Source organism: Bradyrhizobium sp. USDA 223 (assembly GCF_044909005.1).
GTDB lineage: Bacteria > Pseudomonadota > Alphaproteobacteria > Rhizobiales > Xanthobacteraceae > Bradyrhizobium > Bradyrhizobium yuanmingense.
The window spans coordinates 1,224,611-1,239,645 of the sequence record NZ_JBIYDR010000001.1 but is presented as its reverse complement, the minus strand read 5'-3'; the positions used below and the strand labels follow the sequence as shown (position 1 = coordinate 1,239,645).

At 63.9% G+C, this 15,035-nt stretch carries 14 protein-coding genes; 3 read left to right on the top strand and 11 right to left on the bottom strand.

Annotated features, from left to right (window positions below):
• Window positions 1–49: 49 nt before the first annotated feature.
• A complete protein-coding gene (locus ABIA40_RS05370; RefSeq protein WP_018642903.1) occupies window positions 50–295 on the top strand; it encodes an Lrp/AsnC family transcriptional regulator in 246 nt (81 codons plus the stop codon).
• 136 nt (window positions 296–431) lie between these two features.
• On the opposite strand, the gene ABIA40_RS05365 is transcribed toward ABIA40_RS05370, so the two are convergent.
• Window positions 432–1,355, bottom strand: a complete 924-nt coding sequence (locus ABIA40_RS05365) for a cytochrome c (RefSeq protein WP_271537437.1) — start codon at window positions 1,353–1,355, stop codon at window positions 432–434.
• Between the two features lie 148 nt (window positions 1,356–1,503).
• Between ABIA40_RS05365 and ABIA40_RS05360 the strand changes: the two genes are divergently transcribed.
• On the top strand, window positions 1,504–1,923 hold the full coding sequence (locus ABIA40_RS05360) for a CHRD domain-containing protein (RefSeq protein WP_157280854.1): 420 nt from the start codon (window positions 1,504–1,506) through the stop codon (window positions 1,921–1,923).
• A 212-nt stretch (window positions 1,924–2,135) separates the two neighbouring features.
• On the opposite strand, the gene ABIA40_RS05355 is transcribed toward ABIA40_RS05360, so the two are convergent.
• The 4 genes from ABIA40_RS05355 to ABIA40_RS05340 all read right to left on the bottom strand — a co-directional run bounded on the left by ABIA40_RS05355 (window position 2,136) and on the right by ABIA40_RS05340 (window position 6,995).
• Window positions 2,136–3,419 (bottom strand): cystathionine gamma-synthase family protein, encoded by a 1,284-nt coding sequence (locus tag ABIA40_RS05355; protein ID WP_157280855.1) that lies wholly within the window; start codon window positions 3,417–3,419, stop codon window positions 2,136–2,138.
• Between the two features lie 225 nt (window positions 3,420–3,644).
• Window positions 3,645–4,094 (bottom strand): cytochrome c, encoded by a 450-nt coding sequence (locus ABIA40_RS05350; RefSeq protein WP_404539653.1) that lies wholly within the window; start codon window positions 4,092–4,094, stop codon window positions 3,645–3,647.
• A gap of 128 nt (window positions 4,095–4,222) precedes the next feature.
• Window positions 4,223–6,532, bottom strand: coding sequence for a xanthine dehydrogenase family protein molybdopterin-binding subunit (locus ABIA40_RS05345; protein WP_404539650.1), 2,310 nt, complete (start codon window positions 6,530–6,532; stop codon window positions 4,223–4,225).
• Window positions 6,533–6,713: 181 nt separating this feature from the next.
• Complete coding sequence (locus ABIA40_RS05340; protein ID WP_275511920.1) at window positions 6,714–6,995, bottom strand: hypothetical protein; 282 nt, start codon at window positions 6,993–6,995, stop codon at window positions 6,714–6,716.
• A gap of 267 nt (window positions 6,996–7,262) precedes the next feature.
• Here ABIA40_RS05340 and ABIA40_RS05335 point away from each other — a divergent pair, with 267 nt between their 5' ends.
• Entirely contained in the window at window positions 7,263–7,727 is a 465-nt protein-coding gene (locus ABIA40_RS05335; protein ID WP_275511921.1) for a hypothetical protein, read from the top strand.
• Between the two features lie 14 nt (window positions 7,728–7,741).
• Here ABIA40_RS05335 and ABIA40_RS05330 read toward each other — a convergent pair whose 3' ends face one another.
• The 6 genes from ABIA40_RS05330 to ABIA40_RS05305 all read right to left on the bottom strand — a co-directional run bounded on the left by ABIA40_RS05330 (window position 7,742) and on the right by ABIA40_RS05305 (window position 14,944).
• A complete protein-coding gene (locus tag ABIA40_RS05330; RefSeq protein ID WP_404539646.1) occupies window positions 7,742–8,137 on the bottom strand; it encodes a DUF1127 domain-containing protein in 396 nt (131 codons plus the stop codon).
• A gap of 256 nt (window positions 8,138–8,393) precedes the next feature.
• A complete protein-coding gene (gene murJ / locus ABIA40_RS05325; RefSeq protein ID WP_404539644.1) occupies window positions 8,394–9,920 on the bottom strand; it encodes a murein biosynthesis integral membrane protein MurJ in 1,527 nt (508 codons plus the stop codon).
• Window positions 9,921–10,145: 225 nt separating this feature from the next.
• On the bottom strand, window positions 10,146–11,297 hold the full coding sequence (locus ABIA40_RS05320; protein ID WP_404546170.1) for a DegT/DnrJ/EryC1/StrS family aminotransferase: 1,152 nt from the start codon (window positions 11,295–11,297) through the stop codon (window positions 10,146–10,148).
• Between the two features lie 50 nt (window positions 11,298–11,347).
• The gene (locus tag ABIA40_RS05315; RefSeq protein WP_404539641.1) at window positions 11,348–12,352 is read right to left on the bottom strand and encodes a Gfo/Idh/MocA family protein; all 1,005 of its coding nucleotides are present in this window, start codon (window positions 12,350–12,352) and stop codon (window positions 11,348–11,350) included.
• 182 nt (window positions 12,353–12,534) lie between these two features.
• Window positions 12,535–13,947 carry a mannose-1-phosphate guanylyltransferase/mannose-6-phosphate isomerase gene (locus ABIA40_RS05310; protein WP_404539639.1) on the bottom strand — a complete coding sequence of 471 codons (1,413 nt, stop codon included), beginning with the start codon at window positions 13,945–13,947 and terminating at the stop codon, window positions 12,535–12,537.
• 7 nt (window positions 13,948–13,954) lie between these two features.
• Window positions 13,955–14,944, bottom strand: coding sequence for an SDR family NAD(P)-dependent oxidoreductase (locus ABIA40_RS05305; RefSeq protein ID WP_271537419.1), 990 nt, complete (start codon window positions 14,942–14,944; stop codon window positions 13,955–13,957).
• Window positions 14,945–15,035: the final 91 nt, after the last annotated feature.

Genomic DNA, 15,035 nt, shown 5'->3' with positions numbered 1-15,035 from the left:
GCCGGTTTTGGCCTATTAGCCGGAAGAATACGCTTTCGGAGTGCCCGCGATGGTTCCTTTTTTCGTTCAGATCAAGTGCAAGCTCGGCCAGTCCTATACGGTGGCCAATGCGCTTGCCGAAGCCGAGATCGCCTCCGAGATCTACTCCACGGCCGGCCAATACGACCTCCTGGTGAAGTTCTACGTCGACAAGGACACCGACATCGGCCACTTCGTGAATGAGAAGGTGCAGGTGCTGCCGGGCATCCAGGACACTCTCACCATCATCACCTTCAAGGCGTTCGGCACCGGCTAAAGCATGATCCGGAAAAGTGCGAAGCGGTTTTCCGGAAAGATCATGCGTAAACAACAACCTAAAGCGCGATGATGATTCATCCCAATCTCATCGCGCTTTAGATCACGCGCAAACAACGGCCGAAGCGCCGGCAGCGCTAGCCGCCCTCCTTGCGCTTGGGCGGTGTCGGTCCCTGCACCGGCGGCAGCGACTTCAGATAGGCGGCCATCGCGGCGCGGTCTTCCGCGGTCAGTTGCGCAAGGTTCTTGATCACCGGCCGCATCGCACCCGAAGCGCTGTCGCCCTCGGGCATGTCGCCGGTCTCGAGAAAATCCGCGATATCCTTCTCGCTCCAGCTGCCGATGCCCTGCTGCGTGATGTTGGGCACCCAGCCCTCCCCTTCCGGATTGGGCCCACCGGCAAAGCGCTGGCCGGCGATGATGCCGCCGAGCGCATTGCGCGGGCTGTGGCATTCGGCGCAATGGCCGAAAGCGTTGACGAGATAGGCTCCGCGATTCCATTGCGGCGAGCGCGCGGCGTCCGCGACGAACGGCGCGGTGTCCATGAACAGCAATTTCCAGATGCCGATATTGCGGCGGATGTTGAACGGAAACGGCAGTGCGTGGTCGCCCACTGTGCCGGACACCGGCGGAAGCGTCTTCAGATAGGCAAAGAGATCGCGGACGTCGTCGACGCTGGCCAGACGATAGGACGTGTAGGGAAACGCGGGGAAATAGTGCGTGCCCGCGGGCGATATGCCGCGCATCACGGCGTTGACGAAATCGGCCTCGCTCCAGCGGCCGATCCCGTAGGCCGGGTCGGGGGAAATGTTGGGGACGTAGAACGTCCCGAACGGCGAGCCCAGCGCGAGCCCGCCGCCGAGCCGCAGGCGATCGGGCTGATTGGGGGTGGCATGACAGGACGAACAGCCGCCAGCGTTGAACAGCTCCTGCCCGTTGGCGACATCGAGGTTGCGTGTCGGCGCCGGCACGGCCAGCACGGCCGGGGCGGTCAACCACCAATAGAGGGCGAACGCCGCGACGGCGGCGATCAGGGCGGCAAAAAGCGTTCGTCGCAACATTCGATCATTCCATCGTGAACGCGCGAACTTAAGGGTCATGTCGCGCCCGATCCAACACACGAATATTTTAGACGGTCCGGCTGTAATGCCGGAATAAACCGCATGACGCACTGTTTGAAAAGCAATCAGGCGTCAACAGGAGAGACCCATGACCAAAGCCGTTTTTGCCACACTGGTACTCGGAGCTGCCGTTGCGTTCGCCGCCCCGGCCGGCGCGGAGAAACTGAAGGCGACGCTGGACGGCAAATCCGAAGTCCCCGCCAACACCAGCAGCGCGACCGGAACGGCCGATCTGGACTACGACGCTGCCAGCAAGAAGCTGTCCTGGACCGTCACTTATTCCGGTCTCTCGGGTCCCGCCACCGCCGCACATTTCCACGGGCCTGCCGAAGCCGGCAAGAACGCCGGCGTCGCAGTCCCGATCCCGAATGCAGCCTCGAGCCCGGTCAAGGGCGAAGCCACGCTCACGGACGCGCAGGCCGCCGATCTGCTCGGCGGCAAGTACTACATCAACATCCACACGGCCGCGAACCCGGGCGGCGAGATCCGCGGTCAGGTGACGAAGTAAAGCGAAAACGCGGGCTTCGTCGCGGAAAGGCCGGACGCAAGGAGGGAGCGTCCGGCCTTTTCGATTCCAAGCAACTTCGTAGCCCGGATGGAGCCAACGGTCGGCGCAAAGTGCCGCCCGTTGGTGCAATCCGGGAGCCCTGCGCGTTGCGGACAGGTCCCCGGATTTCGCTGCGCTCCATCCGGGCTACGACGCTACGACTCTGACCGTGCTCAAGCCACGTTGAGCGCCTGTGCGAGATCGGCGATCAGGTCCGACGGATTCTCGATGCCGATCGACAGCCGGATCGTGGAATCTAGCACGCCGATCTTTTGGCGGATGTCGGCGGGAACGCCGGAATGGGTCATCGTCGCCGGCAGGCTTGCGAGCGATTCCGTGCCGCCAAGGCTCACCGCCAGCTTGAGGATCTGCAGCGCGTTGAGGAATTTCACCGCCGCCTCCTTGCCGCCGACGATGTCAAACGAAAACGTCGAGCCCGCGCCCAGGCATTGCCGCGCGAACACGCGGCCGGACAGCGAGCCCTGCTCGTGATGACCGAGGTAGTGCACCCTGGCGACCTTCGGGTGATCGCGCAGGAAGTCCGCCACGAGCCGCGCATTCGCATCGGCCTTCTCCATCCGCAGGCTGAGCGTCTCGAGCGAGCGGTTGATCATCCAGCAGGAATGCGGATCGAGCTGGGTGCCGATGGCGCCGCGCAGCGCCTTGATGCCCTTCATGATCGCCTTCGATCCGAGCGCGGCGCCCGCGATCAGGTCGGAATGGCCGCCGACATACTTGGTCAGCGAATACAGCGACAGGTCCGCGCCGTGCTCGATCGGCCGCTGAAACACCGGCCCGAGCAGCGTGTTGTCGCAGGCGATGACCGGCGTGTGTCCCTGCGCCTTGCCGATGGAATCGGCGATGCGGCGGATCATTGCGATGTCGACGAGGCCGTTGGTCGGATTGGCGGGCGTCTCGATCAGGATCATCGACACCCGCCCCTTGCCCATGGCCTCCTCCGAGGCCTGCTTGACTGCCGTCTCGTCAATGCCGTCGGCAAAGCCGACAGCGCCGATCGACAGGCGCGCGAGCGTATTCGTCAGCAGCGTCTCCGTCCCGCCATAGAGCGGCTGCGAGTGCAGGATGACATCACCGGGGCGAACAAAGGCCAGGATCGTGGTTGCGATGGCCGCCATGCCGGACGAGAACAGCGCGCAACTCTCCGTGCGCTCGTAGATCGCGAGCCTGTCCTCGACGATCTCGCTGTTGGGATGATTGAAGCGCGAATAGACCAGGCCCGCGCCCATGCCTTCCGGCGGCTCGCGCCGGCCGGCGACGTAGTCGAAGAAGTCCTGCCCGTCCTCGGCGGTCTTGAACACGAAGGTGGAGGTCAGGAACACCGGCGGCTTGATGGCGCCCTCCGACAATTGCGGATCATAGCCATAGGTCAGCATCAAGGTTTCCGGATGCAGCATATGATTGCCGATATGGGTCTTGGACGGGAACGGTTTTGCCATGGCCTGTCTCGCTGTTGATCGAGGTGCTCGCCGCGCGTTGGGAAACCCGACGTGAGGATGCCGGGAGGAGACTCGTGTGAGCGCACGGCCGCTGGCACAAAGATAGCCGCTCTCGCGGCAATCCGTCAGGCCTTGCGGACAGAAGTTCCTGCGGGCCCGCGGTCATGAAAAAGGGCGGTTGCTTTCGCAACCGCCCTTTCTGAAGTCCTTGGTAGCTCCGCCCCGCTATTTCAATTTCACGCGATAGGTTTCGTGACAATCATTGCAGCGGTCGTTGATCGTCGTGTAGGCCGCCTTCAGACCCGCGACATCGGTGATCTTGCCTTTGGCGTCGGCGATCGCCTTCTGCACCGGCGGGATCTTGGCATCGAAATCGGCCTTGTTCTGCCAGACCTTCGGCGAGGAGCCATAGGTCGCGTTGACGACATCCTGCTTAGGGTTGATCTCGAAGGTCTTGGCGATCTTGGCAACATCGGCCTCGATGGCGGCGATGGCCTGATCGGCGGCTTTCTTGTCGAAGGGAATATCGCCCTTGCTCATCTTCTGGAGGACGCCGTACTGATTCTTGGCGATCGCTCGCATCAGATTGTCCTGCTGGACGGCAATCTCCTGTTGCGCCATGACGGCGCCCGCGCCCAGCACGAAGGCGCCCGCGACAATCATCGTCCGTTTCATTGGTTCGTTTCTCCGGCTCTCGAGACGTTCAGGGAATGAAACGTCACCGGCTTCTGGTGAAGCCGGGACCCATCATGGGTAGAACCCCGCGCGGCGCGTTTATTCCCGTGCGCGCGGGAAGCGCGGCTTCACAAGCTGTGACGGCGGTGATGCTCGCTGATCGCAACCCACACCCGCTCGGGCGTTGCCGGCATGTCGATGTGGTCGATCTTGTACTCGCGCCAGAGCGCATCGACGATGGCGTTGACGACGGCCGGACAAGAGCCGATCGCGCCAGCCTCGCCGGCCCCCTTCACGCCCATCGGATTGGTCTTGCAGGGGACGTTGTGGGTCTCGAACACGAAGGCCGGCCCGTCCGCCGCGCGCGGCAGCGCATAGTCCATGAAGGTTGCGGTGATGAGCTGGCCGTCGGTCGGTCCATACACAACCTGCTCCATCAAGGCTTGGCCGATGCCCTGCATGGCGCCGCCATGGACCTGGCCCGCCAGAAGCAGCGGATTGAGCGTCTTGCCGAAATCGTCGACGATCACGTAGTTGACGATTTTGATGATGCCGGTCGCCGGATCGATCTCGACCTCCGCTATATGGGTGCCGTTGGGATAAGTGCCGTCGGCGCTGGCAAAGGTCGCGCTGCCGTTCAGCTTCGACGGATCGACGCCGGGCCGCTTGGCGAGATCGGCAAACGAGATCGAGCGGTCGGTGCCGGCGATCCGCACCACGCCTTCGGAGATTTCGAGGTCGCCCGCGCTGGCTTCCAGCGCCTGCGCCGCGATCTCCTTCAGCCTCGAACCGAGTTCGCGCGTGGCGCGTTCGACACTGACGCCGCCGGAGGGGATCGAGGCCGAGCCGCCGGTGCCGAGGCCGGTTGCGATCTCGTCGGTGTCGCCCTGGCGAACATGCACGCGCTCGGGCGTGACGCCGAACTGCTCGGCGACGATCTGCGCATAGGCGGTCTGATGGCCCTGCCCGCTCGATTGCGTGCCGATCAGCACCGTGACGTCGCCATTGGCATCGAGACGTACGTTGGCCGTCTCTTCACCCATCACGCCGCAAATCTCGACGTAGCTCGCAAGCCCGATGCCGCGGATGAGGCCGCCCTTCTTGGCCACCTTGGCGCGCTTGGGAAATTCTTTCCATTCCGCGATCTCCATCGCGCGCTTCAGGTGCGCGGCGAAGTCGCCGGAATCGTAGACCTTGCCGGTTGCGGTCTTGTAGGGCAGCGCCTTCGGCGGGATGAAATTCTTGCGGCGGATGGCATCCGGCGTCATGTCGAGTTTCCGCGCGCAGGCATCGACGAGGCGCTCGATGACGTAGGCGGCTTCGGGCCGGCCCGCGCCGCGATAAGCATCGACCGGCACGCTGTGGGTGAAGATCGTGCGCACCCGGCAATGGAAGGCCTGGATGTCGTAGAGGCCCGGCAGCATGCCGGCGCCGCCATGCGGGATGTAGGGCCCGAAGGTCGACAGATACGCGCCCATGTCGCCCATGAGGTCGCAATCCATCGCGAGGAACTTGCCGTCTTCAGCCAGCGCCATCTTGGCGGTGGTGACGTTGTCGCGGCCCTGCGCATCGCCCATGAAATGCTCGGAGCGGTCGGCCGCCCACTTCACCGCCTTCTTCAGTTTGCGCGCAGCGACCGCCATCAGGGCATATTCCCGATACGGAAACAGTTTTGTGCCGAACCCGCCGCCGACGTCGGGGCAGATCACCCGCATCTTGTCGGTGGGAATGTTGAGCACGTTCTGGCAGAGGATGTCGCGCAGGCGGTGGCTGCCCTGGCTGCCGACCGTCAGCGTCAGATGGTCGCGCTTGGAATCGTATTCGCAGACCGCCGCGCGGGTCTCCAAGAAGCTCGCAACCACGCGCGGATTGACGATGGAGATTTCGGCCACCGCATGCGCTTTCGCGAAGGCAGCTTCCGTCGCCGCTTTGTCGCCGATCGAGACGTCGAACAGCACGTTGCCCGGCTTGTCGGGCCAGACCAAGGCTGCGCCTTTCTTCACGGCGTTGACGACGCCGGTCACCGCGGGCAGCGGCGACCATTTGACCTCGATCGCCTCGATCGCGTCGCGAGCCTGGTCGATGGTCTCGGCGACCACGAAGGCGACGGCGTCGCCGACATGGCGCACCTCGTCCTTGGCCAGGATCGGGTAAGGCGGGCCGGTGAACGGATCGGTCTCGAGGTTGAACAGGCAGGGCAGATTGCCGAGATCCCCGACGTCGTCCGCCGTCAGGATCAGCGCAATGCCCGGCAGGCCGCGCGCGCGGCTCGCATCGATGGTGTATTTGGCATGCGCATGCGGCGAGCGCAGCACCAGGCAGCGGAGCGCGGCCTGCGGCGCGTAATCGTCGGTATAGCGGCCCTTGCCGCGGATGAGCGCGTCATCCTCCTTGCGCAGCACGCTTTGGCCAACGCCGAACTTGATGGGAGCCGCCATGTTATCTTCCCGTTCTCATGGTTGTTTTGTGGGCATATTGCCGTGGAAAAACTGGCAACGCAAACGGGTTTAGCCGGGCGCAGGGGTCGCAGCTTCAAAAGCGCCACGCGTGCCTCACTGGGATGCTCGGCAGGTCCCAGCGTGATGTGTGACGCTGACGGCGAGAGCCAAGCGCTCACACTTAGCTGTTCTCGTGCTCACCCCGAGCTTCAAACAGCTGATGAGCATCGGAGGCCGTGAGCGTCAGCCCGTACAAATCCTTCAGCGTCGAAATGCGTTGCAGCGTCGCAGGCTCGAACGGAGTCTTGCCTTCGAACGAATGCAGGAGAACGCCCTCCAGCAAATCACCGAGGCTCATATCCAGGTATTCGGCGAGGCCCTTCGCGACCTTGAGAATGCGCTTCTCGATCCGAACTCCCGTCTGTACGCGTTGGACTGAATGCTCGTGGCTTTCTGAACTCATGATGTGTGACCTCGATCGGAAGGCGGGGTTTAATCGCATCATGCCATTGCCGGACTTGCTCGGGCATCGGTCTCCAGCCCTGCAACTCGCGTCCCTCAGAGATCAGGTGAATCCTGCTTTCGTCCGGACGCCTGCGGGGTCGACGCTCTGACCGCGAAACGACTGTTGCCACACAGGCAGAGCCTGGGCGGCCGTTCGACCGATTCCCAATTTGCCTTTCCCGCACCAGAATGTTACCTTGGTACCAAGGTAACATATGGCGCCTCCATGAGCAACAGACGTAGCTGCACGGATGCTGCAGAAGTCGCCGAACTGAGCGAGGGCTTCCTCGCGCGTACACTTCCGGGGGCACGTTTCAGCCATCGTGAACATCTGATCGTGACGAGCTACTTGCTCGCCACTGATCCGACTCGGGACTGGCGGGTCGAGCTCCCCGAGATGATCTGCGCCTACAATGTTGCCGCTGGCGGCGTGAACGACGATGTGCGTGGCTACCACCACACGATTACGCTGGCCTTCTTGATGATCATCGAAGCAATTCTTGCGGAGGTCGGCCGCCACGACATTGTCGCCGCCTGCAACGCGGTGCTGGCGTCCCCGGCAATCGAAAAGGACGTACTCTTACGTTTCTGGAGCCGCGACGCGCTGTTCTCGCGGGAGGCTCGGCACGGCTGGATTGAGCCAGACCTTGCCGAGTTCAACCCGCGCGCGGCAGGTCATATGTCGGTGTGAGGATCGTCGATCACTCACATTCCGCGGCTCAACAGATACCTCGTACTATCTCTGAGCGCATCGATCGCCCGCCCAGGTACGAGATAGTTGATCTCGGCGCGCGTCAGGCCGATGTCCATCAGCTCCCTGTCGCTCAGATCCAGCAAACTGCCCCGCGGGTGCAGGCGACAATTCCTAAAAGCAGACCAATATCGCTTGAGCAGGCCCGGGAGGCTTTGCGCCGGCGCGGCTGCGGCAGCTTCTCTCCCCGACAAGGCTTGGCCCGGCGTTGCAACGGACACGTTGAGACGAGCCGCTGCCGCCAGAACCTCGTCCATGGCCTGCTTCGCGAGCGCAATGGATTGGTCGAGGCGAAGCACCGCCGCATCGTGCTCGGCCTCGGATGAAATGTTCGTCAGTTGTGGTGGCATCGGACGCTCCTGCTGTTGAGCCGGCAGGGAGCGTGGCCAAAGAAAAGGCCCCGTCCGATGCCGGCGGGGCCTGGTGGAAAAGATGTCGTCGAAATCCTAGCGCACGACTCCTCCCACCGCCCAGCCGAAGCGGGTGATGTGATTGCGGGAGACTTTGCGCGACGATTTGATCATGACGCGCTGATATCACGGCAACCGCGCAAAATCAAGAGATGTGGGAGTACCGGTTGCAGCCTGGAGGCGAACGCCGTGCTTACTAGCCGCGCACCAGCGAGACCAGCCACTTGCGTCCGAACAACACGAGGATCGCGAGCGCGTAGACGATCGTGCCGCCGACGGCGAGCAGGATCAGCATCAATTCATCCCGGAAGTGCATCGCGCCCAGCCAAGGGCTGCTGAAGTGCGCAATCAGCCAGAACGCGGCGGCGAGGATCAATCCGGCCAGCAGAAATTTGGCGAGCGACAACAGCCAGCCGCGATCGAGCACGAGAAAGCCGCGCCGCACGGCGAAGTACAGCACGAGGAGCAGATTGGTCCAGACGCCGACGGCGGTGGCCAGAGCGAGGCCGATCTGGGCCAGCGATCCCATTAAGGCGACCTTCAGCGCGACATTGACCGCGATACCAGTCAGCGACGCCCGCACTGGCGTTGCGGTGTCCTTGCGGGCATAGAAGGTCGCAACCGCGCTGCGGATCAGCACGAACGGGATGAGGCCAATGGCATAGGCCGCGAGAGTCGCACCGGCGGCCGCTGCATCGGCCTTGGAGAACGCACCGCGCGCGAACAGCGCGCGCATGATCGCATCGGGCACGGTGAGGAAGCCCGCGACGAACGGGATCGAGAACAGCAGCGTGAAATCGAAGGCGCGGCGCTGCGCCCTCAGCGCGCCATCGTGGTCGTTTGCAGTGATCCGCCGCGACATCTCCGGCAGCAGCACGGTGCCGATGGCGATGCCGATGACGCCGATCGGGAGCTGGTTGAGCCGGTCGGCGTAATAGAGCGCCGACAGCGCGCCGGCGGGCAGGAAGGTCGCGATGATGGTGTCGGCGAACAGCGCGACCTGCGTTCCCATCGAGCCCAATGTCGCCGGCCCCAGTGCCTTGAAGAAACCACGGACGTCCTCATCAAGCTTCAAGGGCGCAAAGCGCGGCAGGCCGCCATGGCGGGCGAGATCGCCTGCGAGCAGGAAATATTGCAGGAAGCCGGAGATCAGCACGCCCCAGGCCGCGGCATGGCCCGCGGTCGGAAACCAGACGGCAACCGCCAGCGTCATCATCATGGCGACGTTGAGGAAGATCGAGGCGGCCGCGGCGCTGGCAAAGCGCTGCATCACGTTGAGCATGCCGCCATAGAGCGTCACCAGCGTGATCAAGAGCAGATAGGGAAAGGTGATCCGGGTCAGCTCGATCGCGAGCTTGCGCTGCTCGGCATCCTCACCGAAGCCTGGCGCCAAGATGCTCATGGCCTGCGGCATGAACAGCCAGGCCGCGATCAGCAGCATCACCTGCGAGGCCAAAAGCAGCGTGAAGATGCGATCGGCGAATAGCTTTGCCGCCGCCTCCCCCTTCTCGCCATGGACATGGGCATAGGCCGGCACCCAGGCGGCGTTGAAGGCGCCCTCGGCGAAGATCGCGCGGAAATGGTTGGGCAGCCGCAGCGCCACGAAAAAGGCATCGGCCACCGGACCGGCGCCCAGGATCGCCGCGAGCATGATGTCGCGGGCAAACCCCGTCAGCCGCGAGAGCAGCGTGTAGCCACCGACCGTGAAGATGCGTCCGAGCATGCGGACTCTTCTAGAGGCTTATCGGGCAGCCGATAAGGCTTTGAACGATGGCGGGATCAAAAAAGAGGCTCGCTCGGTGTGTCCACCTCTCCCCGGCGGGGAGAGGTCGGATTGCGCAGCAATCCGGGTGAGGGGCCGCAGCATTCCGTGGGGCCGTAACCCCCTCACCCGGATCGCATCTGCGATGCGATCCGACCTCTCCCGCAAGCGGGAGAGGTGAAGAACTCACCCCGCCAGCGCGCCGCTGACGGCGGCGATGATTCGTTCCTGGTCAGCTTCGGTCAAATAGGCATGCATCGGCAGGCTGATGACGTCCTGCGACAGGCTCTCGCAACCCGGCAATCCGCCCTCGGCGACCGGGTACTGTTTGTAGGCGGTCTGCTGGTGCATCGACTTGCCGTAATAGATCGCGGTCGGCACGCCCTGGGCTTTTAGCGCGGCAGCGAAACCGTCGCGGTCGGTACCTTCAGGCAGGCGGATCGTGTACTGCGCCCAGACCGAGGTATTGCCGGGCGCGAGGCGCGGCACGGTGACGACATTGGACAGGCCGCGCGCATAGCGCTCCGCGACCTTGTTGCGGGCGGCGATCTCATCGTCAAAAATCTTCAGCTTCTCGATCAGGACCGCGGCCTGCATGGTGTCGAGCCGGCCGGTGAGGCCGAGGCGGACGTTGTCGTATTTGTCGACGCCCTGCCCGTGCACGCGGATGCTGCGCAAGGTCGCGGCGAGCTCGTCGTCATCGGTGAAGATCGCTCCGCCGTCGCCGAAGCAGCCGAGCGGCTTTGCCGGGAAGAAGCTGGTCGCGGTCGCGTGCCCAAGCGTGCCGAGCTTGCGCCCCTTGTAGCTCGCGCCAAAGCCTTGCGCGGCGTCGTCGAGCACGAACAGGCCTTCGGCCCTGGCGATCTCGGCGATGGCGTCGTGATCGGCGGGCTGGCCGAACAAATCGACCGGAATCACCGCGACGGGCTTGAGGCCGGCCTTGCGAGCGGTGGCGATGCCGCGCTTGAGCGATTCCGGGCTCATGTTGAAGGTTGTCTCGTCGACGTCGACATAGACAGGCGTCGCGCCGGTCCGCGCCACCGGCGAGGCCGTCGCGATGAAGGTGAAGGACGGACACAGCACGGCATCGCCGGGCCCGACATTCCTGGCCATCATCACCATCAGAATGGCGTCGGTGCCGCTGGCGCAGCCAATCACGTGCTTGGCGCCTGAGTAGGCCGCAAGCTGCTTCTCGAGCTCGAAGACTTCGGGGCCGTTGACGAATTGGCAATGGTCCATCACGCGCTTCACGGCCGCATCGAGCGAGGCGCCGAGCCGGCGGCGCTGCGAGGCGACGTCGATGAAGGGAATGGGTTCGGAACGTAAGTGCTGGTTCATGACCTGATTCTTGGCGCCTTGTGACGTTTGAGCGGTCGACATGGAAGAGATCAGCCGGCGACGCGGCGTGGCCCCTTGCGCGCAGGTGACGTCGCCGCAGGACGCGAGGGCGTCTCCAGGCATTGCGTGGCGATCTCGAGGCTGGCGACGCCCTCGTCGCCCGTCACCGCCGGCGTCTCGCCGTTGCGCACCGCCTTGAGGAACGCGATCAGCTCGGCGCGGAGCGGCTCGTCATGGCCGACCGGCAGATGCCGCATCGAGTAGCTGCCGTCCGGCTTGAAGCCGAAGCATTCGGTGACCTGGCGCGTCAAGAGATCGCCCATCACGTATTTGCCGCGCGTTGCGACCGTGACGCTGCGCGCCTTGAACGGCGTCAGCCAGTTGGTGTTGATGTGGGCGAGCACGCCGCTCTCGGTGCGGAATTGCAAGAGCGCGATGTCCTCGCGCTCGGCGACCGCGCTCGACAATTGCGGCTGCACCTCGACGATGTCGGATTCGGTGAACCAGCGGATCAAATCGATGTCGTGCACGGCAAGGTCGATGACGACGCCGACATTGGACATGCGCGGCGGGAACGGGCCGACGCGGGTGATCGCGATGGAGAGAATGTCCTCGCCCGCGATCGCCTGCTTGACCGCGGCGACCGCCGGATTGAAGCGCTCGACATGGCCGATCATCAGCGTCACGCCCGCCTTATGCGCGGCGGCGACGATCTCGCGGCCCTCTGCCACCGTGGATGCGATCGGCTTCTCGACCAGCACGTGGATGTTCTTGGCGATGCAGGCGAGCGCGACCTCGTGATGCAGATGGGTCGGCGCTGCGATGGTGACGGCATCGACACCGGCGCTGAGCAGTTGGTCAAGCGTCTCGAAGCTTTCGCAATTGGCGAGCTCCGTGGCCCGCGCACGATGCGCCGGCGAGGGATCGACGACGCCGACGAGGCTGACGCCGGGCAGGCCGCTCAGCACGCGCGCATGGTTGCTGCCCATCACGCCGGCGCCAATGACACCGACGCGCAAGCCGGCCTTTGCCGGTGCAGACCCTTTGGAAGTCATCTGAGCAAACCCCGATTCAACGCAAATCCCCGGGCCGCTTCTAGCACGGACGCCACATTTGTGGCGAATGCCGCCCTGACGGGCCGGACACGATTTGATTCAAAAAGTTACACGTTCCCCGGGCCTTAGGCCGAAAAAGATACCGCTTCTCGGCCCGGGTCGCGTGATTCGGAGTTTGCTGGTTACGACCTTTGATAGTCGTCTTCAATCCGGATGATGTCGTCTTCCCCCAGATAGCTTCCAGTCTGGACCTCGATCAGCTCCAGCTGGATCTTGCCGGGATTCTCCATCCGGTGGACGGCGCCCATCGGGATGTAGATCGACTCGTTCTCATGCACCGTCTTCACCGTCTCGTTGACGGTCACCTGCGCCGTGCCGCGGACCACGATCCAGTGCTCGGCACGATGATGGTGCTTCTGCAGCGACAGCCGCCCGCCCGGCTTCACCACGATGCGCTTGACCTGGTGGCGCTCGCCATTGTCGACGGATTGATAGCTGCCCCAGGGCCGGTGCACCTTGAGATGCTCCTCGGTGACCTTCGGCGCGACCGATTTCAATTTCGTCACCAGGCGCTTCAGCCCGTTGGCATCCTTCTGCCGCGAGACCAGCACCGCGTCCGCGGTCGCGACCACGACGAGATCGTCGACGCCTTCGAGCGCGACCAGCGCGGAATCCGTGGTGACGTTGCAGTTGCGGGAATCCTCGAACACGGCGGTGCCGTGCGCGGCATTGCCCTGCGCGTCCTTCTCCGACAGCTCCCATACCGCATGCCAGGAGCCGACGTCGGACCAGCCGCACGACACCGGCACGACGGCGGCGCGCGAGGTCTTCTCCATCACCGCATAGTCGATCGAGATCGCCTTGGCCGCGCCGAACGCCTCGGGCTCCAGCGTGACGAAGCCGAGATCGCGGCCGGCATTGTTGACTGCATTGGTGACGGCCTCGACGCTTGCCGCATCGACCTTGCGATATTCGTCCAGCAGCACGCTCGCCGGGAACATGAAGTTGCCGCTGTTCCAGAGATAGCCCGAATTGACGTAGTCGGAGGCCTTCACCGCATCCGGCTTCTCGACGAAGCGCGCAACCGCCTGCACCTCGCCCGCGATCACCTCGCCCGGATTGATGTAGCCATATTCGGTCGCCGGCCGCTCCGGCTTGACGCCGAAGGTGACGATGCGCCCGGCATTCGCGGCGGTGAGGCCCTCGCGACAGGCGGCGACGAAGGCGGCATTATCCTGCACGACGTGATCGGCGGCGAGCGCGAGCACGATCGCCTCGCTGGCGCGGTTCTGCGCGAATACCGCGCCGGCGGCGATCGCAGGGCCGGAATCGCGCCGCATCGGCTCGAGGATCACGTCGGCCTCGATGCCGATCTCGGCGAGCTGCTCCAGCACCATGAAGCGGTAGGAGGCGTTGGTGATGACGATCGGCCGGTCGAACAAAGAGGGATCGGACACGCGCAGCAGCGTGTCCTGGAACGTCGAGCGCGTGCCGAACAGCGGCAGGAACTGCTTGGGCCGAACCTCGCGCGAGGCGGGCCACAGCCGCGTGCCGGCACCGCCGCACATGATCAGGGGGATTATGCGTTTGTCCATCGTGATCTCAAACCTTGAAATGGTCCCGATACCAGGTGACGAAGTTATGAACCCCATGCTCGATCGGCGTTGACGGTGCAAAGCCGGTGTCGCGCGAGAGATCCTCGACATCCGCGAACGTTTCCAGCACATCTCCCGGCTGCATCGGCAGCAATTCTTTGATCGCCGTCCGGCCCAGCTCCCGCTCCAGAAGACCGACGACGTGCATCAGTTCCTCCGGATGATGATTGCCGACATTGTAGAGCTTTGACGGCGCATTTGCGGCAGCCGGATCGTCCGCAGGCACGAGATCGATCAGCTTGGACACGACGCGCGTCACATCGTCGATATAGGTGAAATCGCGGCGCATTTTGCCATGGTTGAAGAGCCGGATCGGCTTGCCGGCCATGATGGCGCTCGCGAACAGAAACATGGCCATGTCGGGGCGGCCCCATGGCCCGTAGATGGTGAAGAACCGCAGCCCCGTGACCGGTAGGCGATAGAGATGGCTGTAGGACTGCGCCATCACCTCGTTCGCCTTCTTGGTCGCGGCGTAGAAGCTGACCGGATGGTCGGTGCGGTCCGCAACCGCAAATGGCAGTTTTGTGTTGGCGCCGTAAACGGAGGATGACGAGGCGTAGACCAGATGACCGCAGCCATTGTTGCGGCAGCCCTCCAGCACGTTGAGAAAGCCGACGAGATTGGAATCGGCGTAGGTCTGCGGCTGCTCGATCGAGTAGCGCACGCCGGCCTGCGCGGCCAGATGCACGACTTTGGCAAAACGATGTTGCGCGAACAGCGCCGCCATGGTCTTGCGGTCGGCGAGATCGGCCTCGACGAACGAAAAGCGCGGCTGATCCCGGAGCAGAGCAAGGCGCGCTTTCTTCAGCGCCGGATCGTAATAGCTGTTGAGATTGTCGAGCCCGACGACGGCGCGACCTTCGCCCAGGAGCTGCCGGGCGACGTGGAAGCCGATGAAGCCGGCCGCACCCGTGACCAAAATCGCCTGATCCGTCATCCTGTTCCCTGGGTGATCCCTCGCCCGATCCTGTCTAGCCGCCACCTCGACGGGGTCGCAATAGGTTCCCCGCTCCTTCACGCGGTCTCCT